Raw genomic sequence first — 22,686 nt, 5'->3', positions numbered from 1 at the left:
GAGAGGGTGGGCCCGCTGCCGTCACCGGGGCCGGGAAGGGCGTCGTGGATGGTGGGCAGGGTCGGCGGGGCGACGGAGACAGGCTCGGTGGACATGGAGGGAGACCTCCGTGGGGCGAGATGATCTAGTGAACTGGAGGTATGGCAGGATCGGATTGCCGCCATGGAGACGCTGGCACGGCAATAATCTGGTATAGGCGTTCAGCCGGTATCGAAGCCATTGCGGCTGACGGACGGAACGCGGGAGGCAGGCATGCCGGGCCGCCACCGGAGCGGGGCGGCCCGTGACGCGGCGCCATGGCGACGCCGGTCGGAAACTCAGGCGGTGTAGCGCTTCACGCCATCAAGCAGTTCCTGCTTGGCGGCTGCGATATCGGCCCAGCCGGTAATCTTGACCCACTTGCCCTTTTCCAGATCCTTGTAGTGCTCGAAGAAGTGCACCATCTGGTCACGCAGCAGTTGCGGCAGGTCTTCCAGTTTCTGGATGTCCTTGTACATCGGGCACAGCTTTTCGACCGGCACGGCAACGACCTTGGCATCGACGCCCGATTCGTCTTCCATCTTCAGCACGCCCAGTGCGCGGCAGCGCACGACCACGCCCGGTTGCAGCACGAACGGGGTGACTACCAGCACATCGACCGGATCGCCATCTTCGGACAGCGTTTGCGGCACAAAGCCGTAGTTGGCCGGGTACATCATCGACGTGCCCATGAAACGGTCGACGAACAGGGCGTTCGATTCCTTGTCGAATTCGAACTTGATCGGCGCGGCATTGGCCGAGATTTCGATAACGACGTTGAAATCGTTCGGCACGTCCTTGCCGGCCGGGATGCGGTCGAGATTCATGAAAGCTCCTTCATTGGGGTAAGGGGAATCAGGCGGGACAGGTCACCGCACAGTGAAACTTGCCGATTATAACGATCGCACCCGCCATGCCGCTATAATCTGCGACTGACTTTCACAGGGACGGGAACCATGCTTGACACGCTGATCGTTGAATTCGACAAGGGCCTGCGCACCGTGTTCGCGTCGGCTTCCAGCCTGAGACCGCACCCGGACCAGGACGTGGCCGAGGCCGGGTTGTCCGACGCCGAGCGTCGTCACGCCCTCGGGCTGATGCGGGTCAACCATTGCGGCGAGGTGTGCGCCCAGGCGCTGTACCAGGGGCAGGCGCTGACCGCGCGCGATCCGGCCACCCGCGATTCGCTGAAGCAGGCGGCCTGGGAAGAAACCGAGCACCTGGCCTGGACCGAGCGGCGCATTGCCGACCTCGGCGGCCGCAAGAGCGTGCTCAATCCGGTCTGGTATGTCGGGTCGCTGGCGATGGGCGTTGCCGCCGGCGCGCTGGGTGATCGCTGGAATCTGGCCTTCCTGGAAGAAACCGAAATCCAGGTCGCCGCACACCTGGACGAGCATCTGCAGACGCTGCCGGCCGACGATGCGAAGAGCCGCGCCGTGGTTGCGCAGATGCGTGACGATGAGGCCCGCCACGCCGAAACCGCGCACAACCTGGGGGCAGCGCCGATGCCGGCACCGGTCAAGACCCTGATGCACCTGACTTCGCAGTTGCTGAAGAAGTCCAGCTACCACATCTGAGCGGCACGCCGGGCCGGTGACGCCGCGGGAGACACGCATGAGCGACAGGATCGTCAAGTCCGCTGCCGAATGGCGGGAACAGCTGACACCGGAACAGTACCGGGTCGCCCGCGAGGGCGGGACCGAGCGGCCGTTCACCGGCGAGCACTATTTCCACAACAAGGACGGCCGCTACAGCTGCATCTGCTGCGGGGCGACGCTGTTCGACTCGTCGACCAAGTTCGATGCCGGCTGCGGCTGGCCGAGCTTCTGGGCCGAGGCCGTGCCCGGCAGCATCGTGCGGTTGCGCGATACCAGCCACGGCATGGTGCGCATCGAGGTTCGCTGCGCCCGCTGCGATGCGCATCTCGGCCACGTGTTCCCTGACGGCCCCGAGCCGACCGGCGAGCGCTACTGCATCAACTCGGCGTCGATCGGCTTCGAACCGGGCGCGTGACCCGGCTGTAGCGCGTCACCGGCGGCCAGCGTGCTGGCCGGCTTCAGTGCCAGCCACATTCCGGCATCGCGGTGCAGGATGTACGGGGCTGCCGTGCTCGACCCGACCCCGGAGTGAACCACGGAAACCGGAAGGACCCGGGCGGGATGCCCGTCACAGCAGCGACTCGGTGAACACCGCGTCCTGGACGCGGATCTTGCGCGGGGTCAGGCCAAGCTGGTTGAAGGTGTCGGCCAGTTGCTGCTGTTCCTGCACGATGCGGGCATCGACCGGCTGCACCTGGTAGTCGCGGCGTTCGGTGGCCAGCTTCAGCACCCTGGCGTCGACCCCCAGCTGGGGCGCGAGCAGATCGGCGACCGCCTGCGGATACTGCTGCGCCCACTGCTCCGATTTTTTCAGCTCGGCAAACACCCGGCGCAACACCTCCTTGTGGCTGCCGGCATAGCTGCGCGAGGCGACATAGAACGTCCGGTTGCTGGACAGGCCGCTGCCGTCACGCAGCACGCGCACCTTGCTGGACAGTTGCTGGCCGGCCAGATACGGGTCCCACAGGCCGATGGCCTGGACCTGTCCGGACTCGAACGCGGCCCGCGCATCGGCGGCATTGGTCGCATACACCGGCTGGATGTCTTCGTAGCGCAGGCCGGCCTGCTCCAGGGCGCGTACCAGCAGATACTGCACATTCCAGCCGCGGCCGATGGCGATTTTCTGTCCCTTCAGCTCCCTGACCGAGCGGATTGGCGAGTCGGCCGGTACCAGCAGGGCGATGCCCTTCGGGTACGGGTGCTCTGCCGCGAGGTACACCAGATCGATGCCGGCGACCTGGGCGAACACGGTTGGCGCGTCGGCTGCGTGGCCGAAATCGACCGCCCGGGCATTCAGCGCTTCCAGCAGTTGCGGGCCGGCGGCGAACTCATGCCATTTGACCTGGATGCCGAGCGGCTTCAGCGCGCGTTCGAGATTGCCGGTGCCCTTGAGAATATTGAGGGTGTTGAATTTCTGGTAGCCGATGCGGATGACGGAGTCGTCGGCTTGAGCGCTGACGGACAGCATCAGCGCAGCGGCGAAGAGGACGAAAAGGCGGGCAACAAAACGGGGCATGGCCGGCTCCTGTGCTGACGGGAAAGCGGCCATGGTAGGGAGGGTTGTTTAGTACTGCATGGAAGCGATTTTGCGCTATTAATATCGTTATGGAATAAAGAATCGTGCTGCGCCCGCAGCACGATTCTCGTTTGCCTACAGCCGGAACTGCTTGAACAGCGCGCGGATATTGTCCGCCAGCCGGGTCAGTTCGAGCAGATGGACCGAGACCGACTGCAGCGCTTCATCGCTGGAACGGACCTGCTGCGTGACGCGTTCGGTGTTCTGCGACATCAGCGTGGCGGCCTGGAACTGCTCGCTGGTTGAATGGGCGATCTCGTGCATATTGCGCACCACCTCGTCCATTTCCGCCTGGATGCGGTCCATGTCGCTGGCGGTGGTGGTGGTCAGCGCCAGTCCGGACTCCACCGAGTTCAGCGTCCGCTCCATATTGTCGCTGGCGCTGCCGGTCGCGCTGCGCATGCCGTCGATCATCTGCGAGATCTCGGTTGTGGCCTGGCCAGTCCGCTCCGCCAGCTTTCTGACTTCGTCGGCCACCACGGCAAAGCCGCGCCCCTGTTCACCGGCACGGGCGGCCTCGATCGCTGCGTTCAGCGCCAGCAGATTGGTCTGGTCGGCGATTTCCTTGATCACCTGAATGATGCCGCCGATATTGTCGGCATGCTGCCTGACCTCGCCGAACAGCGACGACAGGTCACGGACGATGGACGCGGACTGGCTCATTTCCGCCGACAGCTTCTTGATGCTCTGCGCGCCTTCGAGCGACAGCTTGCCTGTCGCCTCGACCTTGCCGCTGGTATCGCCGGCATAGTCGGCAATGTGGGAAATGCTGACCGTCAGCTGTTCGATGGTCGCGGCATTGCTGCCGCTGTGGTTGGCCAGCTCGCTCGACTCGGCCGCCATGCGGGTCGACAGGCCGGACAGGGCGCCGACGCCATCGGTCAGACTGGCGGCTTCCTGCTGCACCGACACGAACAGCTCGCGCAGGGTACCCTGGAACTGGTTGAAGGCCTGTGCGGTCTGGGCGATCTCGTCGCGGCCGGCCACGTCGATGCGACGGGACAGGTCCGCGCCGCCGGAGGCAATGGCGGTCATGGCGTCGCGGATGCGGATCAGCCCGGCCAGCATGCGACTGACCATCAGCGTGCCCAGCGGCAGCAGCACCAGCAGCAGGACCGCGATCAGTGCCAGCGAGAACATCAGCAGCTTGTCCAGCGGCGCCAGGGCCAGGTCCTTGTCCATGGCCACGACCAGATACCAGCCGCTGCTGTCGATGCGGCGCACCGAGATGAATTCCTGGTCCCCGCCGACCGTGGTCTGCAGCATGGCCTGCGACCTGGCCGCCTCGGCCAGGCGCGCGGCGTCGAGTTCGGGCGCCAGTTCCTGCAGGGGTTTGCCGAGCAGGGCCTCGCTGGCGTGGATCAGTACCTTGCCGTCATGGTCGACCACCATCGCATAGCCGTCATAGGCAAGCTTGGCACCCAGCAGGCTCTTGACCAGTCCATCCATGTATACCGCCAGCCCGACCACGCCGATCTGCGCATCGCCGTGCAGCACCCGGCGCGCGAATGACACCATCGGCTTGCCGGTGCCGGCGTCCGGATACGGCGGGGTAACGATCGGGCGGGTGGCGGCGTCAGTCGCCTGCTTGTACCACGGGCGTCCGGTCGGGTTGTAATCGGCAGGCAGGTTCTGCGGCCGCGATGCCAGATAGCGCTTGTCCGCCAGCCCCAGGAAGGCGAAGTTGACGTCCCGCGCCCGCCCGGTCACCTCGAGGATCGGGGTCGGGTCACCGGTCGCCACGCCCGGCGCGGTCGCGTCGATCAGGCTCAGCTTTTCGGCCAGCCAGTCGTCGACATTCTTCGCATACGAGCCACTGGCAATATCGGATTGCAGTGACACGCTTTCGAGCAGTTCCGCACGCATGCGCTGGTAGGCGGCAAGCGTCAGGATAATGGCCGGAATGGCAATCGACAGGCTGATGGTGGCGATCAGTTTGCTACGCAGGGACTGCAGCATGGTGGGGCTCTCCATGGGACGGTATCTTGTGGCTGGCCGGAGAGCGGGCGGGCCCGGGCTCTAGCAGTGTTGCTGGTCGACCGGCGCGGCCGGGCGACTCAATACCTCATGGGCGCGCTGATGATCGATGGCCTTGCTCCAGACCGCGACGACCACGGTGGCGACGCAGTTGCCGATCAGGTTGCCGGCGGCGCGGCCGATGCCGATAAACCAGTCGACCGACAGCACCAGCACCAGACCGACCGCCGGAATCGACGGATGCGACGCCAGCGTGGCCGACAGAATGACGATGGCCGAGCCGGGAATGCCGTGGGCGCCCTTGGATGTCACCAGCGCAATCAGCAGAATGCCGAGCAGATCGGTCAGCGACAGCGGGGTATTGGTCGCCTGGGCGATAAACACGGCGGCCAGGGTCAGATAGATCGAGAACGCATCCAGATTGAACGAGTAGCCGGTCGGAATCACCAGCCCGACTACCGGCTTGCTGATGCCCAGTCGCTCCAGCTTGCACATCACTTGCGGCAGTACGCAGTCCGACGACGCCGTGCCGAGCACCACCAGGATTTCCTCACGCAGATAGCGGATCAGCTGCACGATGCTGAAGCCGGCGATGCGCAGGATGGTGCCGAGCACCACCAGGATGAACAGGGTCACGGCAAGATAGAAGGTGCCGACCAGATAGCCGAGCTGCAGCAGCGACGCATAGCCGTATTCGCCGACGGTAAAGGCCACCGAACCGAGCACGCCGAGCGGCGCCAGCTTGATGATGAAGCCCATGACTCCGAACAGCAGGGTCGAGAAGGAGTCGACCAGCGCAGTCAGATTGCGGCCCTTTTCCCCCATCAGCGACAGCGAACAGCCGAACAGGATCGCGATCAGCAGGATCTGCAGCACATCGTTGCGGGCAAAGGCGGAAAAGACGCTGTCGGGGATGATCTTCATCAGGAAGGCTGCCGAACCGCTGTCGGTGACCTGATGGGCGGATTGCAGATACTGTCCGGCGACGCCGGCATTCAGCGCGCTGACGTCGACATTCATGCCGTGACCGGGCTGCAGCAGATAGGCGAGGGCAATCCCCAGCGCCAGCGCCAGCGTGGTGACCAGCTCGAAGTAGACGATGGCGGTCAGCCCGACCTTGCCGACCTTTTTCAGCTCGCCGGCATTGGCGATGCCGGAAACGACCACGGCGAACACCACCAGCCCGACCAGCATGCGGATCAGCTTGATGAAACCTTCGCCGAGCGGATGCAGGCTGATGGCGAAATCCGGATAGAACACGCCAATCAGGATGCCGGCGACCAGGGCGACCAGGACTTGTGCGAATAGCGAGCGGCACAGGCGTTTCATGCAGAATCTCCAGGGCAGTGACCGGCCTCTCGCCTGGCGGGCGCCGTGGCGGGGCGGGCCGGTACTGTGAGGCCGAGTCTACTGTGAGGAAGAAAGCGCTTTATTGTCATCGGACGACAATGGATTGTCTTTGCGCGCCAATTCAATGCCAATGTCAACGCTTTGTGTCGCTAGTGCATAAAACGGGGTCGGGTCACTGACCGGATGCCGGCGCTTCCAGCAGCCCGCGCGGCAGCGGCGACAGTACCGTATCGAGCCCTCGCAGCAGGGACAGCGGCAGCGACGCCCCGTGACCGGCCTGATCGAGCAGGGCAAAGCTGACCTCGATATCGCGGCTGGCGCCCAGCCGGGCGGCCATGGCGGCGGTATTGTCACGCATGCGATTGCGGGTCTCCCTGGCCCCGACCGTCAGCAGCAGCCTGACCGGCCCGTCGCTGATGACTGGCCGGGCCGCTTCCTCGGCCAGGATCGATTCGCGGTTCCACCAGATCGACGGGCTGGCCGCCACATAGGACTGGAAAGCCTGTGGCCGGGTAAACAGCACATGCAGCGCAAACAGGCCGCCAAGCGAATGGCCGAACAGCGTCTGCCGGCGGCGATCGATAGGCAGCTCACGCTCGATGCGCGGCTTCAGCTGCTGCTCGATAAAGTCCAGCAGCGCGGTCTGGCCGCCGGTGCGCTGGCCTGGTGCGATCTGCGCCGGCAGATTGGCGGCAGCGGTCGGCGGGGTGAAGTCGTGGAAGCGGCGTGGAATGTCGAACGGCTGATCGGTCGGGTAGCCGATGCCGACGATGACCGCCGGTTCGAGATCCTGCCGGGCGCGAAGGGCGTCGGCGGCGGTGCCGATGACCGCATTGGCATCGAGCAGGTACAGCACCGGGTAGCCGGCCGCCGGCGCCGGGCGGTCCGGGCGGACCACGAAGATGCGGTACGCGCCGCCGTCCGGTCTGGCGGCGAGATCGAAGCGGGTCGTGCCCGGCAGCGTGACGTCACCGGCGTTGACGGCGGCAGCGGGCAGGATGGCAAACAGGCAGGCGGTCAGCAGCAGCGGGAGGCGGGGCATCAGATCCGGGTCCGGGACAGTTTCGGGGGCATGCCGAACGCGCGCTTGTACGCGGTGGCGAAGTTGGCGGCACTGCTGTAGCCGGCCAGATGGGCGGCCTCGCCGACGCTGACGCCGTGTTTCTCCAGCGCGGTGCGGGCGGCAAGCAGCTTGCGCTGGCGCAGATAGCCGAACACGGTGCAGCCGAAGGCGGCGCGGAATTGTCGCTGCAGGCTGGTCACGTTCAGCCCGGCCTCGCGGGCGATGGCGTCCAGTGACAGCGCATCGTCCAGATGCTGGTCGAGATAGTCGGCCAGATCGAGCAGCCGGGCGTACTCGCGCGGCCGCAGCCGCCCGGGGGCGGCCGGCAGCGGCTGCCCGAGCACGGCCAGTGCTTCGGCGACCAGATCAATGGCGCGGCTTTCCAGATACAGGTTCTGCATCAGCGTGCTGCCGGGCGGGGGGCACAGCATCTGCGTGGCCAGTGCAACCAGCGAGGCTGACGGCACCCAGCTGCGGACCGACAGGTGTTCGCGGCAGAAGGTGCGGATGACGTCGTCGCTGTCGACCCCGGCCTGGGCCAGCCATTGTGGCGACAGGGTCAGGCTGACCTTGCGTTCGCTGCCGCCGCGCCGGGCGCGGCGCACGAACAGATCGGGTTCGGCCAGCGACAGCAGCGTGCATTCGTGCCGCAGCCGGCCGCGACCGTCGCGGTGCGGGCCGAACTGGAAGCGGCGATGGCCGAAGGCGACATCGGCCTGGCCATCCAGCAGCAGGGAGAATTTCAGCCCCGGCTCCAGCAGCACCTGGCTGGTCATGCTGTGCAGGTTCTCGACCTGGGTGCAGTGTGCGACCAGACCCGGCCGCAGCCGGGCAACGCGAAAGTCGCCGGCCAGCACCGGTACGTCGGCAGCCAGCCCCGGCTGGTTGAAGCGGTAGCCGGAGCCGACCAGTCCGGACAGGCGAATGATTTGCGAGCCGCTGACCAGTCGCGGCGTCGTCTCGGGAGATGTCATGCAGTAATTCCGGTGGGCAGGGCACGGCGGGAAGGCCGGGCCCGGATTGTCCATGGCCGGCAGGCGGCGATGAAGCGGGATTGTCTTGCGCAAAGGTCTTACTTGTTTGCGCAAAGGCAGTCTGAAAAACGGTATGGAATACTAGGCGCCGACAAAACGAGATGCAAATGATTCTCAATCGTCTGCTGCCATGCAATAATGCCTGCGCTTCACGATCAGGGTCTCCATTGCATCCGCCAGGACACGGCCCCGCAGCCAGTGTTGACGTAGATAACGGAGTTCCCATGGCTCATACCAGACAAATCATCCCGCTGCCGGCACGCCGACCGGCCATGCGCCTGGCGATCATCGCCGGCACCCTCGGCAGCCTGTACGCCTCCGGCGCGCTGGCCGCGCAACCGGCCAGTGACGCCGCCGTGGCCCTGCCCGACGTGGTGGTCACGGCCGCCGGCTACGAACAGAAAATCAAGGAAGCACCGGCCAGCATCTCGGTGCTCACGCGCCAGGATCTGGAAAGCCAGCCGTTCACCGACCTGAAGGACGCCGTCCGCCATCTGGAAGGGGTCAGCATCGTCGGCGAAAGCGGCGAGCAGGACATCTCGATCCGCGGCATGTCCGGCGAATACACGCTGATCATGGTCGACGGCAAGCGGCAGAACACCCGCGAGACCATGAACCGCGGTACCGGCGGCGTACAGCCGAGCATGATCCCGCCGCTGGAAGCCATCGAGCGCATCGAAGTGGTGCGCGGGCCGATGTCGTCGCTGTACGGTTCGGATGCGATGGGCGGCGTGATCAACATCATCACCCGCAAGGTGCCGGCGCAGTGGCACGGTTCGGTCAATCTGGGCGGCATCTTCCAGGAGCACTCGCGCTACGGCGATACCGGCCAGGGCGACTTCTGGCTTGGCGGACCGGTCAGCGACGGCCTGGTCGGCTTCCAGGTGTACGGCAATTACAGCGACCGGGCGGAAGACCATGTGTTCTATCCGGGCAACAGCACCGGCGGCGCCAAGGGCACCCGCGACGGCAGCCTGACCGCCAAACTGACGGTCACGCCGAGCGCCGACCAGGACCTGACCTTCGAGGCCGGCCACAATGCGCTGACCTACGAACGCACGGCCGGCCGGACGCTGGCTGACAACGCCGCCGACCTGAAAACCCGGCATACGCGCGACAACTGGGCCATTACCCACAACGGCCGCTGGGGCTGGGCGAATTCGACGCTGGCGCTGTACCAGGAAATCGGCAAGCAGGAAACCTGGACCGGCGGCAGCAAGAGCGCATCGGAACCAAAAACCACCAATACCACGCTGGATGCCCTGCTGACGCTGCCGTTCAGCCGCAACATGCTGAAGCTCGGCGCCCAGTACGGGTCGCAGAAAGTCGAGGACATTGCCGGCGAAGCGTCGATCAAGGGCTATCCGGTCAATGCCGACTCGGTCAGCATCAATACTTGGGCGCTGTTCGCCGAAGATGCCTTCCATGCCACCGACGCCCTGACGCTGACTGCCGGCGCGCGGCTCGACCATGACGAACGCTACGGCTCGCACGTGACGCCGCGCCTGTATGCGGTCTATGCGCTGACGCCGGCAGTCACGCTGCGCGGTGGCGTGGCCAAGGGCTTCAAGGCGCCGACCCTGCGCCAGTCGACGGCCGGCTACTGCATGACCAGCGGCGGCGGCAGCCAGAAGCAGGGCACCCTGTGCGGGAACCCGGACCTTGATCCGGAAGAAAGCACGACCGAGGAAATCGGTATCCGCTACGACGCCGACGGCAGCAGTGCCAGCTTCACCGTGTTCAACAACGATTTCCGGAACAAGGTGGTCAGCTATGACACCGGCGTGCCCGATCCGCGCGCCAGCGGCCGCAGCATCTACGTGTACGACAACATCGCCAAGGTCAATATCCGCGGGGTCGAGCTCAGTGCCTCGCAGCAGTTGAACAAGCAGTGGAAGCTGTCCGGCAACTACACCTACACCGACTCGAAGCGCGAGGGCGGCGGCGAGCCGGCCTACAACGGCAGCTCGCTCGACGGCCGCCCGCTGGACAAGACGCCGCGCGACATGGCCAATCTGCAGCTCGACTGGACCCCGACCGACAAGGTGTCGGCCTATGCCCGCGCCAGCTACTACGGCAAACAGTACTGGGCGGCCTTCCGCAACGGCGCCACCGGCGTGCGCGAGCGTCCGGCATCGACCACCTTCGACCTTGGCGGTTCGTACGTGATCAACAAGACCTTCACCGTGACCGCCGCCGTGCTGAACCTGACCGACAAGATTGTCGACATCGACCCGCGCGGCCGCAACCAGGGCCTGGACGGCAACTGGATGGTCGACGAGGGTCGCCGTTACTGGGTGAAGCTGAATGCCCATTTCTGACCCGGGCTGAATGCGCCGGGCAGTGACGAACGAAAGGGCCCCGTGCCCTTTCGGCGTTGCCGTTTTCCATTGAAAGAGAGGTTTCCGTGCGCACATCGACCGCCATTCTGACCACGCCGGATGCAAGCCGGCATCTGTTCAAGCTGTGCAAGCACTTCGCCCGCAAGATCCCGGTCGAGTTCGACGAGCGGCACGGCGAAATCCGCTTTCCGTTCGGTGTCTGCCGGCTGGCGGCCACCGCAGACGCGATGGAGCTGCACTGCGAGGCCGGCGACGACGCCGGGCTGACGCGGCTGCAGGACGTGATCGGCTCGCACGTCGAACTGGTCACGCGCAGCACGACGCTGCTGTCGCCGGTCTGGCAACCGGCGCCGTGACAGATTGCCGCCGACCGTTGCTGGCCGGCGGACCGGAGATTCATTAGTTTGTTGCAAGGAAAAGGCATGTCTGAAGTTGGAGGAGGGTGGTTCGCCGCCGGTCGCAAGCTGGCGCTGGGACTGGTCATGGGGTGGATGGGCATGGCGGCGCAGGCGGCAGTCGTGACCGACATCGCCGGCCGTCGGGTCGAGGTGCCGGCCAAAGTCGAGCGCATCCTGCTTGGTGAAGGCCGGCTGTTCTATGCGTTTGCGCTGCTGGAAGGCAAGCAGCCGCTGGCACGCATTGCCGGCTGGCAGGGCGACTTCCGCTATCTCGATCCGCAGACCTACGCCCAGTACAAGGCAAAGTTTCCGGCCATCGACCGCATCCCGCTGATCGGCAAGACCAATGAAGAATCGGTCAGCGCCGAAAAAGTGCTGACGCTGAAACCGGATATCGCCGTGTTCTCGATTGCCGGCCACGGGCCCAGCCTCGACAACCCGATCGTCAAGCAGCTCGAAGCGGCGCGGGTGCCGGTGATCTTTGTCGACTTCCGCATCAAGCCGATGGAAAACACCATTCCCAGCCTGCGGATCATGGGCAAGGCGCTGCAGCGCGAAGCCACCGCCGAGCGCTTTATCCGCTTCTATCAGGAGCAGTTGCGTGCCGTGACCGGACCGGTCAGTGCCATTCCCGCCGCAAAGCGGCCCACGGTGTTCCTCGATGTGCGCGCCGGTGCGTTCGATCACGTGGCCTCGGCCGGCAAGGGCAGCCTCGGCGAGATGGTCGATGCTGCCGGCGGGCGCAATATCGGCGACACGCTGCTGCCGATCGCGCTCGGTGAAGTCAATATGGAAAAGGTGCTGGCGATGAACCCGTCGGTCTATATCGCCACCGGCGCCGGCGCGCCCGATGCGCGCACCGGGCTCAAGTTCGGCGCGGACGTCAGCCCGGCCATGGCGCGCGAATCGCTGCAGCGCATGGCCCGGCGCGGCCATGTCGGTGCGCTGGCGGCGGTACGCAACGGCAATACCTACGGCGCCTGGCACCATTTCTACAACACGCCGTACCACGTCGTGCTGATCCAGCAGATTGCCAAATGGCTGCATCCGGCCCGCTTCGCCCGGCTGGACCCGCAGGCGTCGTGGGTCAGGATGCACAAGGAATTCCTTGCCATTGAGCCGCAGGGTACCTATTGGGTCGGGGGGCGGCCGTGAGCGCGCCGGAACTGGCGCTGGGCACGGCGGCTGACGACATTGTCGGCGGCTACCGGCAACTGCTGTCGAAGCGGTTGCTGGTACTGCTGTTGCTGGCGGCCATCATCGTCGGCTCACTGCTGCTCGACTTCACCATCGGGCCGTCCGGGCTGACACTGGCCGAGCTGTGGCAGACCCTGCTGCAGCGCGAGGCGGCCGATCCGGCCACGGCAGTTATCGTCTGGGACATCCGGCTGCCGTATGCGCTGATCGCGGTGGCGGCCGGGCTGGCGCTGGGGCTGGCCGGTGCGGAAATGCAGACCGTGCTGAACAACCCGCTGGCCAGCCCGTTCACGCTCGGCCTGCAGCAGGCGGCGGCGTTCGGCGCCGCACTGGCGCTGGTGGTCGACCTCAGCCTGCCCGGCGTGCCGGGGGGCTGGAGCGTGGCAGTCAATGCGTTTCTGGTCTGTCTGCTGGCGGTATGGCTGATCGATACCGTGACCCGGGTCGGCGGCATGAGCACGTCCGGCGTGGTGCTGTTCGGCATTGCGCTGATGTTCAGCTTCGAGGCACTGACCTCGATGATGAAATACATTGCCGACGCCGATGCGCTGCAGGGGCTGGTGCTGTGGACCATGGGCAGTCTGTCGCGCGCGACCTGGCCCAAGGTCGCTGCGCTGTTCGCGCTGGTGGCCATCGTGCTGCCGCTGTCGGTCAGCAATGCATGGCGGCTGACCGCGCTGCGACTGGGCGAGGATCGTGCCGCCAGCTTCGGCATCAATGTGCGCCGCCTGCGGCGCAATGCCCTGATCCGCGCCAGTCTGCTGACCGCGCTGACAGTGTCCTTTGTCGGCACCATCGGCTTTGTCGGTCTGGTGGCGCCGCATATCGCCCGCCGCCTGGTCGGTGAGGACCATCGCTTCTACCTGCCATCCAGCGCGCTGATCGGCGCCGTGATCCTGTCGCTGGCCTCGCTGGCCTCGCGCAGCCTGATTCCCGGCACCATCATCCCGGTCGGCATCGTGACTGCGCTGGTCGGCATCCCGTTCTTTATTGCCATCGTATTCCGCCAGGGGAGGTTGTCGTAATGCCGTCGTTGTCCCTGCATCAGCTCCACGTCCGCTACGGACGGCGTGAAGTGATCCACGACCTGAACGCCCCGCGCATCGAGGCCGGCAAGGTCACGGCGCTGCTGGGGCCGAACGGCAGCGGCAAGTCGACGCTGCTGAAGGCCGTGGCCGGGCTGGCCAGTGCCGATGGCCGGATCGAATTTGACGGCCATGCGCTGCGCCGGCAGAACGGCCCGTCGCGCCAGGTCGCCTACCTGCCGCAGACCCTGCCGCCTGCCGTACGGCTGCGCGTGCTCGAATCGGTGCTGGTTGCCCGCCAGGCAACCGCGACCGGCCTCGGCCAGTCGGGGCGGGAGCAGGATGTGCTGGCCCTGCTGGAGCGGCTCGGCATCGCCCATCTGGCACTGTGTTTTCTCGACCAGTTGTCCGGTGGCCAGCGCCAGCTGGTCGGCATTGCCCAGGCACTGGTGCGCGAGCCGGCCATCCTGCTGCTCGACGAACCGCTGTCCGCGCTCGACCTGAATCACCAGTTCCACGTGATGGAACTGCTGCGCCAGGAAACCCGGCGCCGGGGCATGGTCACGGTGGTGGTGCTGCACGACATCAATGTTGCGTTGCGGCATACCGATCATGTACTGCTGCTGCAGGCCGGTCGGCTGGTTGCCGACGGGGTGCCGGCCGCCGTGGTGACGCCGGCCATTCTGGCGGAGGTCTACGGCGTGCAGGGCCGGGTCGAAGCCTGCTCGCACGGGCAGGCGATGGTCATGGTCGACGGGCTGGTTGCCGCCCCGGTCTGACCGTCGTTCAGGCGCCGGCCGGTGCGTCCAGCCAGCCATGGCCGCGATACCAGGCCAGCGTGTCGGCCATGGTCTCGGCCAGCGGCCGGAAGTGCAGCCCCAGCTCGCGTTCGCTCTTGGCCGGGTCGAAGCGGGAGCGCTCCGCTTCACGCGCCATCAGCCGGCACGTCGCCAGACTGAGCAGCACCGGCTTGCCACTGAGGCGGGCATACAGCTCGTAGCCCAGCGACAGCACGTACAGCAGCGCTAGCGGTAGCGAGCGCGTCGGCGTGGGCACGGCGGCAATCCGGCCGATCAGCGGGACCAGTTCACGCATGGTCATGTGCCGGCCGGCTGCCAGATAGCGCTCGCCCGGCCGGCCATGTGTCGCTGCGGCAATCATCGCCTGTGCGACATCGCGGGCATCGACCACCGAGAAGCTGCCGGGAACCAGCCCCGGCAGCCTGCCGCGCACAGTATCGAGCAGCAGTTGCCCGGACGAGGTCGGCCCGATATCGGCCGGCCCCCACATCCAGCCCGGCAGCACCAGGCTGGCGTTCATGTCCGGATGCTCACGGACAAAGGCCAGCACCACCTCGTCGGACTGCATCTTGCTCAGGTAGTAGTCATCGGCATCGGCCGCGTGGCGGAGCCGGGTTTCGTCGATCAGCGTGCCGGGTTCCCCGTTCAGGACCGCGATCGACGAGGTATGGACGAAACGGCGCACGCCGGCCTGCCAGGCGTGGTCGATCAGCCTGGCCGTGCCATCGACATTGATGCGGCGCAGGGCATCGCGATGCTGCCCTCCCTTGTAATTGTCGCGAAAGAAGGCGGCGGTATGAAAAACCGCATCGCAACCATGCAGTGCCGGCGCAAAGGCCGCGACATCTTCCATATCGCCGGTCACCAGCTCGACACCGGACAGGTCGCCCAGCTGGCGCTCGCCCCTGTCGCGCGAGCGGACCAGTGCCCTGACCTGTACGCCCCGCCCGGCCAGTGCGCGGACAAGATGGTTGCCAAGCAGCCCGGTGGCGCCGGTCACGAAGACGGTTTGCAGCGGCATGATGTGAAAAACCTTTTTCGGATTTCAAGTGAAATTCAGTATGCGCAGTTTTATTTTGGATTTCAATTGAAATTTGAAATGAATGGCAGAAACTGGGCGCCGGCAGATCGCTACCGTATAATTGCGGCCGAAACTTAACAGACCGGATACCGTGCGTTGACCCAGCAAACCCCCTCCAGTCGCTCCAGCCGTGCGGAAAGCCAGGCCAGAACGCGTGAACGCCTGATCGAGGCGGCACGGCAACTGCTTGTGTCGCATGGTTTTGGCGGGACGTCGATCCGGGATATCGCCGAACGGGCCGGCTTTTCGCAGGGCGCGTTCTACTCGAATTTTTCCGGCAAGGAAGACATCCTGCTGGAATTGCTGCGGCGCTACATGGAAGACGAGGCGGCACAGCTGTCCGCCGTTCTCGACCGGAGCGGCGACGCTGCCGACGCGATGCTGGCCGGACTTGAACTGTGGGCGGCCGAGCTGGACCGCGAAACCGACTGGGCCATGCTGTCGATCGAACTGCAACTGCATGCCCAGCGCAGCCCGGCTTTTGCCGTTGCCTTCCTCGGCGTGTGGGAGGCCCACCGTCACGCGCTGGGTCAGCTGCTGACCCGGCTGTTCCACGGGCTGGGCCGCCAGCTCCCGGCCGAGCCGTCCGCGCTGGCCGCGGGATTCATGGCGATGGCGCACGGACTGGCCCTGCAGCGGCTGTCGGCGCCGGACGGGCCGGGCGACTGCGTACTGATGGTGTTCCTGCGCGGACTCATCGCCGGCGCGGCTCCGCGTGGTGACGAGGCCGGGTGCTGAGCACATGCGTGGCCAGTGCCTGCTGCAGCGTCGTGCCGTCCGGCAGCAAGGGCTGGTTCATCAGCCCGTCCAGCTGCTGCCGTGCCGCCGCGGCATGACCGGACTGGCGTAGCAGCAGGCCGCGGGCGAGCAGGGCGGACAGGCAGCCCGGATCCAGTCCCAGCGCGCGCCTGATGCATGCACCGGCCTCGTCGGGGCGGCCGGACAGGGCTGCCAGTACCGCCAGCCCGCCATGGGTGTCGGCCAGCGTCCGGTCGAGCGCCAGTGCGGCCTGCAAGGACGCGTGTGCCTGCCCGGTCCGCCCGGTCAGCAACTGGCACCATGCCAGGCCGTGCCAGATGCCGGCATGAGCCGGCATGTCGGCCACCGCCAGCCGGAAATGGTCTTCCGCCGTTTCGAGATGCCCGTCCAGCATGCCGACCAGCCCGCGCCCGGCCCGGGCGCGTCCGCTGTGCGGCTGGTGGTGCAGGGCGTGACGGAAAAACCGGTCGGCCTCGTCGCGGCGTTGCCCGAGCAGCGCGGCCACGCCGAGCACGGTATTGGCATCGGCATCGTCCGGAGCCTGTGCCCGGACCTTGCGGGCAAAGGCGGCGGCGGTGTCCGGTTCGTCCCGGTCCAGATACAGCGTGGCCAGGATGCCGTAATGCGGCAACTGCGCCGGATCGTGCGCCAGTGCGTCCTCGGCCACGCGGATCGCCTCATCGAGCCGTGCCTGGTGGTGGAGGATGCGCACATGTAGCGGGCCGGCGCCGGCGATGCCGCCCTCGACAGCGCGCAGTGCGTGCTCCGCGGCTTCATCGAAACGCCCGGCCAGCGCCAGCGCCCAGCCGAGATTGCCATGCAGTTCGGGCGTGGCGGTACCTTGCGCCAGCAGCGCCTGAAATATCGCAATCGCCGCCGCCGCATCGCCGCAGCGCAGCAGCAGCAAGCCGTCCAGCGACCGGGCGGCGGGCGACAGCGGTGCCGACCGCGCCTGCTGCGTCAGCCAGTGTCGCGCGTCGTCGAATCGTCCGAGCCGATAGCACAGATCGGCCGCTTCCTGCTGCAGGCCGGCGTGTGCCGGATCGGCCTGCAGCCAGACGAGCACGCGGTCCAGACGGCGGCCGGCGTCATCCATGCGCTCAGCCCGGTCCGGCATGGACATGCCGGAAAACCGAACTGGCGGCGCCGTTGTCTGCCGGCATGTCATCCAGCTGTGCCAGCAGGCGGCGCATATCGTCATTCAGTGCCGGGTTGTCGCGGTTGGCATCGATGCCGAGGGCAAGCAGACGCCGGCAGGGGGCCAGCTCGTCAGCCAGCAGGTGCTGCAGCGCGTCCCGGAACAGGCGCAGGGGGGCGGCGGCATCGAGCAGGTCCAGCTGCTGCCAGACCTCGACGGCCTGTGCCGTCCGGCCCAGGGTCATCAGCAGCAGGCCAAGCTGGAAACGGGCCGTGGCCAGCAGGGGATCGACATCAATCGCCAGTGCCAGATGCGCAACGGCGCGCTCCGGCAGGCCGATGTCCGCATACAGCACGCCGAGCAGGTACAACCGTTGCGGATCGCTGGCCTGGGTCGGGTCGGCCCGCTTCAGCAGCAGCAGCGCCTCGGTATGGCGCTGCTGCCGCAGCGCGTGAATGGCCAGCCGGTATTTTTCTTCCTGATCAAGTACTTCCAGGTCCATGACGTCTCCCGTGGATCGTCGCTGCAAACGGGAAAACTATGGCATGTGCGTCACCATGCGCCAAACCGGGCTCGCCGGCGCCGTACAAAATTAATTTCCGGCCCCCCCTAAATGAATCCTCGTCCGCTGCGGACAACTTCTGCAGAAGACACGGCGGGAGCGTGGCACATGACGGGGATCAGCATCGCGGTGGACACCGGCCGGACAGACAATCTGGCCGGGGCGGGCGGGTTCGGGCAGGGGGGAGAACGGGTACGGGTCGATGCCGCCAGCGGCCGGCTGCAGTTGCGACGACGCGACGACATGCGGGTGTCGGTCGGCCCGGATATCGAACTGCTGCGTTCCTACAACAGTCAGCGCGACGATGGCGACAACTGGCGCTTCGGCTATGCGCGCCGGCTGCATGGCCGGAACGGGACGCTGAATGCTCCCGGCAGCAGCGTGCGCCGGACCGACGAGGATGGTGTCGAGCGGGTGTGGCGCTACGACGCCGGCCGCGCGGCCTACGTCGAGCGCAGTGGCGGCGGTGCCGATGACCTGCTGCGCTTTGATCCGGTTGGCGGCACCGGCGTGTGGACCGATGGCGACAGCCAGCGCGAAGAGCACTACGATGCCGCCGGCCGGTTGCAGGCGGTCCGTGATCCCGACGGCCAGGCGCTGACCCTTGCCTACGACGATGCCGGCCGGCTGAGTGCCGTGACCGGTGCCAGCGGCGAAACCCTGCACATCGACTATCTGGCCGGCCGCCTGGCCGCCCTGCGCAGCACGGATGCCCGCGGCGAGCACATCGCCATCCGTTATCGGCATGATGCGTCCGGCCGGCTGCCGAATGAATAAAGAAGCTTATCCAGGTGCTTTTGGAAAAACCAGTTATGACGCCAAATAAATTTGTATCTTGCCTTCGGTCTGTCGTTGTTGAAGAAAACATGGCTCTGTACCAGCAGATATTCTCGAGTACTCCTGCAGATAATGCATCGGACCCTTATTGGAGGAGAGTTTTATCCTTTTTCAATGATTTAGGGCCTGAACAGCAAGGGGTTCTCTTTGAAGTGATGCGCCAGGTGGCAGTCGATACAACATCAAACATATTGGGAGTGATTGATGGTGTCAATGCGTTGAATGGTGTAGATGAACAATTTGAGCTTTGTAGCAAAGAAGGGGGTAAGCTGAACGGAGATTTACAAAGCCTGTTTTTGGCTGAAGAAGAGAAAGCGCTGCAGGGGTAATGGCTGCTTAGGCAATGATCAAAATTTCTAAATTTGTGCTGTTAATTATTGGTCGGCTTTTGACTTGGACGACACATTTTCCTCAAAGGAATATATTTATGCTTCTTTAAGAGGGGCGCTGTTCTCAGTTGATAATTATTAGTGTTTCTGACGAAGATCATGTCTAAATTCTATGGTTCGCTACTACATTTTTTTTGAAGATGGAGGCTAGGGTATGGGGATGTACGACGATTTATTGGCAATCAAAGGGAGTGGCTCAGTATTTGATAAGCTGACGCCAGTTTCTCCCGCCAAGGCAGATGAAATAAAAATCCTTTCAAAGGCCTTGCCTGATGGTTATGTTTCATTTTTGCTGGATATTGGTTTTGGCGAAATAGGTGAGGTAGGGTATATGCTCTATGATGGCTTGATTGATCCATTGGAAATTTATGGTGGAAAGGGGCTTGGTGGTATTTTATTGTTTGGAGATGATTTGCAAGGTTTTAACTCAGGGTTTAAAACTGAAAATTGGAGTGTTGTTGAAATTGATTCAGTAAATTTGACTGTATATGATGCTGCCTCTGATTTTCAATGTTTTATTAGGGGTAAAATAATGGAATTGGGATAGTCTGATTTGGCTGCGTGTTGAAGCTTTTCTAATTTTCTGAAGATATAGGAAACTTGATCTTCCCCTCGGCAACGGGAAGGATTTACGGTGAATCATAAGCGTGTAGAGCCGGCCTGCCGACGAGGTCGGACCCACTCTGCGCTTGCTGTTGCGAAAATGACGGAGTTATTTGTAAGTGCTTTGATCCGCGGCCGGTTGAACTAGAGCTAGGTCAGCGTAAGCATGGCCTCGGGCGGAGCCCAGTTCCTTTACTTACGGGCAAACTGCTGACGCTGGCTGGACCCCACGTGACGCGTTGGCTGCTGGCGTAACGGCCGGATGGAGAATTCCTTCCTAAGGGAGGATGGCATTCCAGATCAGAGTTTATTGGAAATAATAGTAGAGGATATTATTTGGCGAATGGGCTGATGCCGGGTTGCGCACGTCTGGTGCATTACCTGGAGAGCAAGGAGTCATTATTGCTGATTGAACCGTGAGGTTCGGCGATGTGTACCAATTAGGGGCGCTCAATAGTCGTCTGGTAGAGTTCTCATTAGTTACTGAACGTGTTGATGGGCAACTGGTCAAAAACTTTATAGCGGTGATGCATGGACAAGTCCGGTTCCTCGTGACTCTAGGCTGGTTGGGCATGTTCACCCCAATAAAAATGCTGTCCAGTTGTGGCCGTCAACGCAAGACATGAATATGGTCAATGCGCGCTACTTTAGAGAGCTTATGACGAACCAAAACGCTATCCCTAAGCCGACTAGAATTTTCTGGGAAATCGGAAATGCAGACAACACCATTTTCTATCCGGGATTTTGCAAGACGTCGTTGCCAAGGAAAGGTGATTGGAATGAAAGATAAAGTCAGTGCAATTATGGTTGAAGAGTTCTTGTTTGGACAGGGAGTTAGGCTGGTCGACTATTTCATCGAACAAACGCCTGTTTCTGAAATGCTTTGCTATCGAAATACGGACGGGCGAAATTTTGATCTGCCAATAAATGACCCTGCCTTAGCGGATGCTGTGCTAATTCGGCTAAAAGAGCTAGGAGTTCGTGTTGTAAAATTAGGGAGATCCTATCTGCAGCGATAATACTTGGGCCGTTCGTTTGCACATGAGAACGATGTGCTGTGGGTACTACCACACGGACTAGTTGAGGAGCTGCAAGAGGTTGTATTGATCTGATGCCAGCCTGGAGATCGGCGGGACGCCAGCAATACCGCGGTGCGGGCGATGGCAGTTGTAGTGATGCTGCCAGTGCGCCAGTGCCTCGGTACGCTGGGCTGAGTCCTGATACGTCCAGCCGTAGGCCCACTCGCGCAAGGCTGACTGGATGAAGTGTTCAGTCTTGCCATTGGCCTGTGGTCGATACGGCCGGGTGAATGTGTGTTTGATCCCCAGCTCGATACAGGCCAGCCGGCCCCGTCGACCGAATCGCGGCGGTTTCCTGTCACCCGGTGGCTCGGACGCATGATATGGCCGAGTTTCTTGGTATCGATGTGCAGCAAATCCCCTGGCGCATCGCGTTCGTAACGCACAACGGGCTCGGTCGGTTCCAGATCGCTGAGTCGGGACATGCCGGCGCGAGCTAGTACCCGGCTGACGGCGGAGGAGGAAAAGATATGTTTTATGGCCTAATGAAACGGCTAGAGGCAGATGGCGTAAAGGTAGAACAAATTCGTGGAACATGGTTGGATGGAGATGATAGTGTAAATTTTAACCAGTTCAGAAATCTGACAACTAAACACCCATTTATGACACAAAAAGAAGCAGCTTTCAATACATGGACAGGACAAAGAGCAATGGAGTTTGGATATGTTGATATTGTGAAATTACAAAATTTTGGCCAGGAAATAAAAATCTGGTTTGATAAGCCAAAAAATTAAGGAGTCAATATGCCTGTTTACCCAATTGAAATGCCGGAGAAAGATGTTGATTTTTGGAGAGAAAAGCTGCAAGCATATAGCTCTATTAGTTTGCTTATGCGTGATATTTCAAAAAAATATGGTGCTTCAAGGAATGATGTTGGAGTAATGATGTATTCGCTTTTTTATAATATTTCCATTGATGAAATATCATATGTTTGGAAGTGGGATATGGATAGATGTGGAGTGGGGATTTCTGATGAGCAGTTGGATAGATATTTATCTCACTTGTTGAATAGATAGATGTTTCAATAATTCGCCACTTAATGATGAAGAATAGTTGAATAGATAAAAATGCGCTTCTGCTACGATCGGAATTAGCATCATTGCTGACCGAGCTGTGAGGCTTTGCGATGTGTACGGGTTAAGCGATTTCGATAGCCGCAAGGTGGCGTTTTTATTAATTATTGAGCGTGTGTGCCACCCTAGCTGCAGTCGGTGCCGGAGCCATGCTTAGCCACAGCGTCGGCAAGGGCCTGCATGCTGCAGGACTCCGGCAGCCGTTGCTGAGCGGCACCCTCAAGAGCATGGCCTCGGGCGGAGCCCAGTCCCTTGTTCATGGCGTGCGGCCGAACTGGGGCCGGATCGCGGCGGAATCGTTCGGCAACAACGTCGGCCATCAGGTGGTGGGTTCGGCCGTCGAACGGGACCGGGAACAACAGCAACAGCGGCAGCCACAAGCGATCCGGCGAGAAGTGGCCGGCCAGAACGACGCCGTCGGCTATCGGGACGATGGAGGACTGCAGGCGCGAGCGGAAATCGCGTGGCGCCGATGTAATGACCCAGTAAAAACCTGCTCACGCCATAATCAAGGAAACAGACGATGAGCGTGAAGATGGAAGAAGATATCAAACGATGGACGGCCAGGCGCAAGAGCGCGCTGGTGCTGGATATCATCCAGGGCAAGACCACGGTGGCCGAGGCCAGCCGTGCCTATGATCTGTCTCCCTCGGAGGTCGAGCAATGGGTCGATGATGGCAAGCGGGGCATGGAGAATGCCCTGCGGGCCAACCCGCTGGACATCAAGGAACAGTACGAACGGCAGATCAAGGATTTGCAAGAGGCTTACGGCGAAGCCATGCTGGAG

Annotated in this window: 25 protein-coding genes and 1 pseudogene; 16 read left to right on the top strand and 10 right to left on the bottom strand. The window is 63.1% G+C overall.

The genetic code is table 11. The features are described 5' to 3' along the window. Window positions 1-317: 317 nt before the first annotated feature. Window positions 318-845, bottom strand: coding sequence for an inorganic diphosphatase (ppa, locus tag Q352_RS0116800; RefSeq protein WP_028500327.1), 528 nt, complete (start codon window positions 843-845; stop codon window positions 318-320). Between the two features lie 129 nt (window positions 846-974). Here ppa and coq7 point away from each other — a divergent pair, with 129 nt between their 5' ends. Further along, window positions 975-1,595 carry a 2-polyprenyl-3-methyl-6-methoxy-1,4-benzoquinone monooxygenase gene (gene coq7, locus Q352_RS0116795; protein WP_028500326.1) on the top strand — a complete coding sequence of 207 codons (621 nt, stop codon included), beginning with the start codon at window positions 975-977 and terminating at the stop codon, window positions 1,593-1,595. Window positions 1,596-1,632: 37 nt separating this feature from the next. Continuing rightward, complete coding sequence (gene msrB, locus Q352_RS0116790; RefSeq protein ID WP_028500325.1) at window positions 1,633-2,031, top strand: peptide-methionine (R)-S-oxide reductase MsrB; 399 nt, start codon at window positions 1,633-1,635, stop codon at window positions 2,029-2,031. A gap of 153 nt (window positions 2,032-2,184) precedes the next feature. Here msrB and Q352_RS0116785 read toward each other — a convergent pair whose 3' ends face one another. The 5 genes from Q352_RS0116785 to Q352_RS0116765 all read right to left on the bottom strand — a co-directional run bounded on the left by Q352_RS0116785 (window position 2,185) and on the right by Q352_RS0116765 (window position 8,556). Continuing rightward, window positions 2,185-3,132 (bottom strand): aliphatic sulfonate ABC transporter substrate-binding protein, encoded by a 948-nt coding sequence (locus Q352_RS0116785; protein ID WP_028500324.1) that lies wholly within the window; start codon window positions 3,130-3,132, stop codon window positions 2,185-2,187. A 135-nt stretch (window positions 3,133-3,267) separates the two neighbouring features. After that, on the bottom strand, window positions 3,268-5,151 hold the full coding sequence (locus Q352_RS0116780; protein ID WP_028500323.1) for a methyl-accepting chemotaxis protein: 1,884 nt from the start codon (window positions 5,149-5,151) through the stop codon (window positions 3,268-3,270). A 60-nt stretch (window positions 5,152-5,211) separates the two neighbouring features. Further along, entirely contained in the window at window positions 5,212-6,498 is a 1,287-nt protein-coding gene (gene dctA, locus Q352_RS21715) for a C4-dicarboxylate transporter DctA (RefSeq protein WP_051529052.1), read from the bottom strand. Between the two features lie 193 nt (window positions 6,499-6,691). Beyond that, window positions 6,692-7,561 (bottom strand): alpha/beta hydrolase, encoded by an 870-nt coding sequence (locus Q352_RS21710; RefSeq protein WP_051529051.1) that lies wholly within the window; start codon window positions 7,559-7,561, stop codon window positions 6,692-6,694. Then, complete coding sequence (locus tag Q352_RS0116765; protein WP_051529050.1) at window positions 7,561-8,556, bottom strand: helix-turn-helix transcriptional regulator; 996 nt, start codon at window positions 8,554-8,556, stop codon at window positions 7,561-7,563. The genes Q352_RS21710 and Q352_RS0116765 overlap by 1 nt, the downstream gene beginning before the upstream one ends. A gap of 284 nt (window positions 8,557-8,840) precedes the next feature. Here Q352_RS0116765 and Q352_RS0116760 point away from each other — a divergent pair, with 284 nt between their 5' ends. From Q352_RS0116760 to Q352_RS0116740, 5 genes are all read left to right on the top strand, one after another. Beyond that, window positions 8,841-10,937 (top strand): TonB-dependent receptor domain-containing protein, encoded by a 2,097-nt coding sequence (locus Q352_RS0116760; protein WP_051529049.1) that lies wholly within the window; start codon window positions 8,841-8,843, stop codon window positions 10,935-10,937. A gap of 86 nt (window positions 10,938-11,023) precedes the next feature. Beyond that, window positions 11,024-11,314 (top strand): DUF2218 domain-containing protein, encoded by a 291-nt coding sequence (locus tag Q352_RS0116755; protein ID WP_036386819.1) that lies wholly within the window; start codon window positions 11,024-11,026, stop codon window positions 11,312-11,314. A 66-nt stretch (window positions 11,315-11,380) separates the two neighbouring features. Further along, window positions 11,381-12,511, top strand: coding sequence for an ABC transporter substrate-binding protein (locus tag Q352_RS0116750; RefSeq protein ID WP_051529048.1), 1,131 nt, complete (start codon window positions 11,381-11,383; stop codon window positions 12,509-12,511). Beyond that, window positions 12,508-13,578, top strand: coding sequence for a FecCD family ABC transporter permease (locus Q352_RS0116745; protein ID WP_051529053.1), 1,071 nt, complete (start codon window positions 12,508-12,510; stop codon window positions 13,576-13,578). The genes Q352_RS0116750 and Q352_RS0116745 overlap by 4 nt, the downstream gene beginning before the upstream one ends. Further along, complete coding sequence (locus Q352_RS0116740) at window positions 13,578-14,357, top strand: ABC transporter ATP-binding protein (protein WP_051529047.1); 780 nt, start codon at window positions 13,578-13,580, stop codon at window positions 14,355-14,357. Before Q352_RS0116745 ends, Q352_RS0116740 begins: the two co-directional genes overlap by 1 nt. A gap of 7 nt (window positions 14,358-14,364) precedes the next feature. Here Q352_RS0116740 and Q352_RS0116735 read toward each other — a convergent pair whose 3' ends face one another. Continuing rightward, window positions 14,365-15,399: an SDR family oxidoreductase gene (locus Q352_RS0116735; RefSeq protein WP_036386815.1), complete on the bottom strand. Its 1,035-nt coding sequence runs from the start codon at window positions 15,397-15,399 to the stop codon at window positions 14,365-14,367. Window positions 15,400-15,555: 156 nt separating this feature from the next. Between Q352_RS0116735 and Q352_RS0116730 the strand changes: the two genes are divergently transcribed. Continuing rightward, window positions 15,556-16,197, top strand: coding sequence for a TetR/AcrR family transcriptional regulator (locus tag Q352_RS0116730; RefSeq protein ID WP_028500315.1), 642 nt, complete (start codon window positions 15,556-15,558; stop codon window positions 16,195-16,197). Here the strand turns inward: Q352_RS0116730 and Q352_RS22470 are convergent. Beyond that, on the bottom strand, window positions 16,154-17,335 hold the full coding sequence (locus Q352_RS22470) for a tetratricopeptide repeat protein (protein WP_028500314.1): 1,182 nt from the start codon (window positions 17,333-17,335) through the stop codon (window positions 16,154-16,156). The genes Q352_RS0116730 and Q352_RS22470 overlap by 44 nt on opposite strands. Next, entirely contained in the window at window positions 17,319-17,858 is a 540-nt protein-coding gene (locus Q352_RS0116720; protein ID WP_028500313.1) for a tetratricopeptide repeat protein, read from the bottom strand. The genes Q352_RS22470 and Q352_RS0116720 overlap by 17 nt, the downstream gene beginning before the upstream one ends. 168 nt (window positions 17,859-18,026) lie before the next feature. Between Q352_RS0116720 and Q352_RS0116715 the strand changes: the two genes are divergently transcribed. The 4 genes from Q352_RS0116715 (at window position 18,027) to Q352_RS23575 (ending at window position 20,766) form a co-directional block, all read left to right on the top strand. Continuing rightward, window positions 18,027-18,695 (top strand): RHS repeat domain-containing protein, encoded by a 669-nt coding sequence (locus Q352_RS0116715; protein WP_028500312.1) that lies wholly within the window; start codon window positions 18,027-18,029, stop codon window positions 18,693-18,695. An 89-nt stretch (window positions 18,696-18,784) separates the two neighbouring features. After that, the gene (locus Q352_RS23585; RefSeq protein ID WP_156952587.1) at window positions 18,785-19,084 is read left to right on the top strand and encodes a transposase; all 300 of its coding nucleotides are present in this window, start codon (window positions 18,785-18,787) and stop codon (window positions 19,082-19,084) included. Between the two features lie 214 nt (window positions 19,085-19,298). Further along, window positions 19,299-19,691, top strand: a complete 393-nt coding sequence (locus Q352_RS23580; RefSeq protein ID WP_156952586.1) for a hypothetical protein — start codon at window positions 19,299-19,301, stop codon at window positions 19,689-19,691. 769 nt (window positions 19,692-20,460) lie between these two features. Next, window positions 20,461-20,766 carry a hypothetical protein gene (locus Q352_RS23575; RefSeq protein ID WP_156952585.1) on the top strand — a complete coding sequence of 102 codons (306 nt, stop codon included), beginning with the start codon at window positions 20,461-20,463 and terminating at the stop codon, window positions 20,764-20,766. 57 nt (window positions 20,767-20,823) lie between these two features. On the opposite strand, the pseudogene Q352_RS22995 reads toward Q352_RS23575, so the two are convergent. Then, window positions 20,824-21,290 (bottom strand): annotated as a pseudogene (locus tag Q352_RS22995) (integrase core domain-containing protein); the annotation flags it as partial. Between the two features lie 6 nt (window positions 21,291-21,296). Between Q352_RS22995 and Q352_RS23570 the strand changes: the two are divergent. The 4 genes from Q352_RS23570 to Q352_RS0116700 all read left to right on the top strand — a co-directional run. Next, window positions 21,297-21,560 (top strand): hypothetical protein, encoded by a 264-nt coding sequence (locus Q352_RS23570; protein ID WP_156952584.1) that lies wholly within the window; start codon window positions 21,297-21,299, stop codon window positions 21,558-21,560. Window positions 21,561-21,569: 9 nt separating this feature from the next. After that, window positions 21,570-21,842 carry a hypothetical protein gene (locus Q352_RS23565; protein WP_156952583.1) on the top strand — a complete coding sequence of 91 codons (273 nt, stop codon included), beginning with the start codon at window positions 21,570-21,572 and terminating at the stop codon, window positions 21,840-21,842. Between the two features lie 206 nt (window positions 21,843-22,048). Next, window positions 22,049-22,426 carry a hypothetical protein gene (locus Q352_RS23560; protein WP_156952582.1) on the top strand — a complete coding sequence of 126 codons (378 nt, stop codon included), beginning with the start codon at window positions 22,049-22,051 and terminating at the stop codon, window positions 22,424-22,426. Next, a partial coding sequence (locus tag Q352_RS0116700; protein ID WP_036386714.1) for a DUF1153 domain-containing protein occupies window positions 22,423-22,686 on the top strand: 264 nt, incomplete at its 3' end. The genes Q352_RS23560 and Q352_RS0116700, both read left to right, overlap by 4 nt.

The organism is Microvirgula aerodenitrificans DSM 15089, assembly GCF_000620105.1.
GTDB classification, from domain to species: domain Bacteria; phylum Pseudomonadota; class Gammaproteobacteria; order Burkholderiales; family Aquaspirillaceae; genus Microvirgula; species Microvirgula aerodenitrificans.
This window is presented reverse-complemented; position numbering and strand designations above follow the sequence as displayed.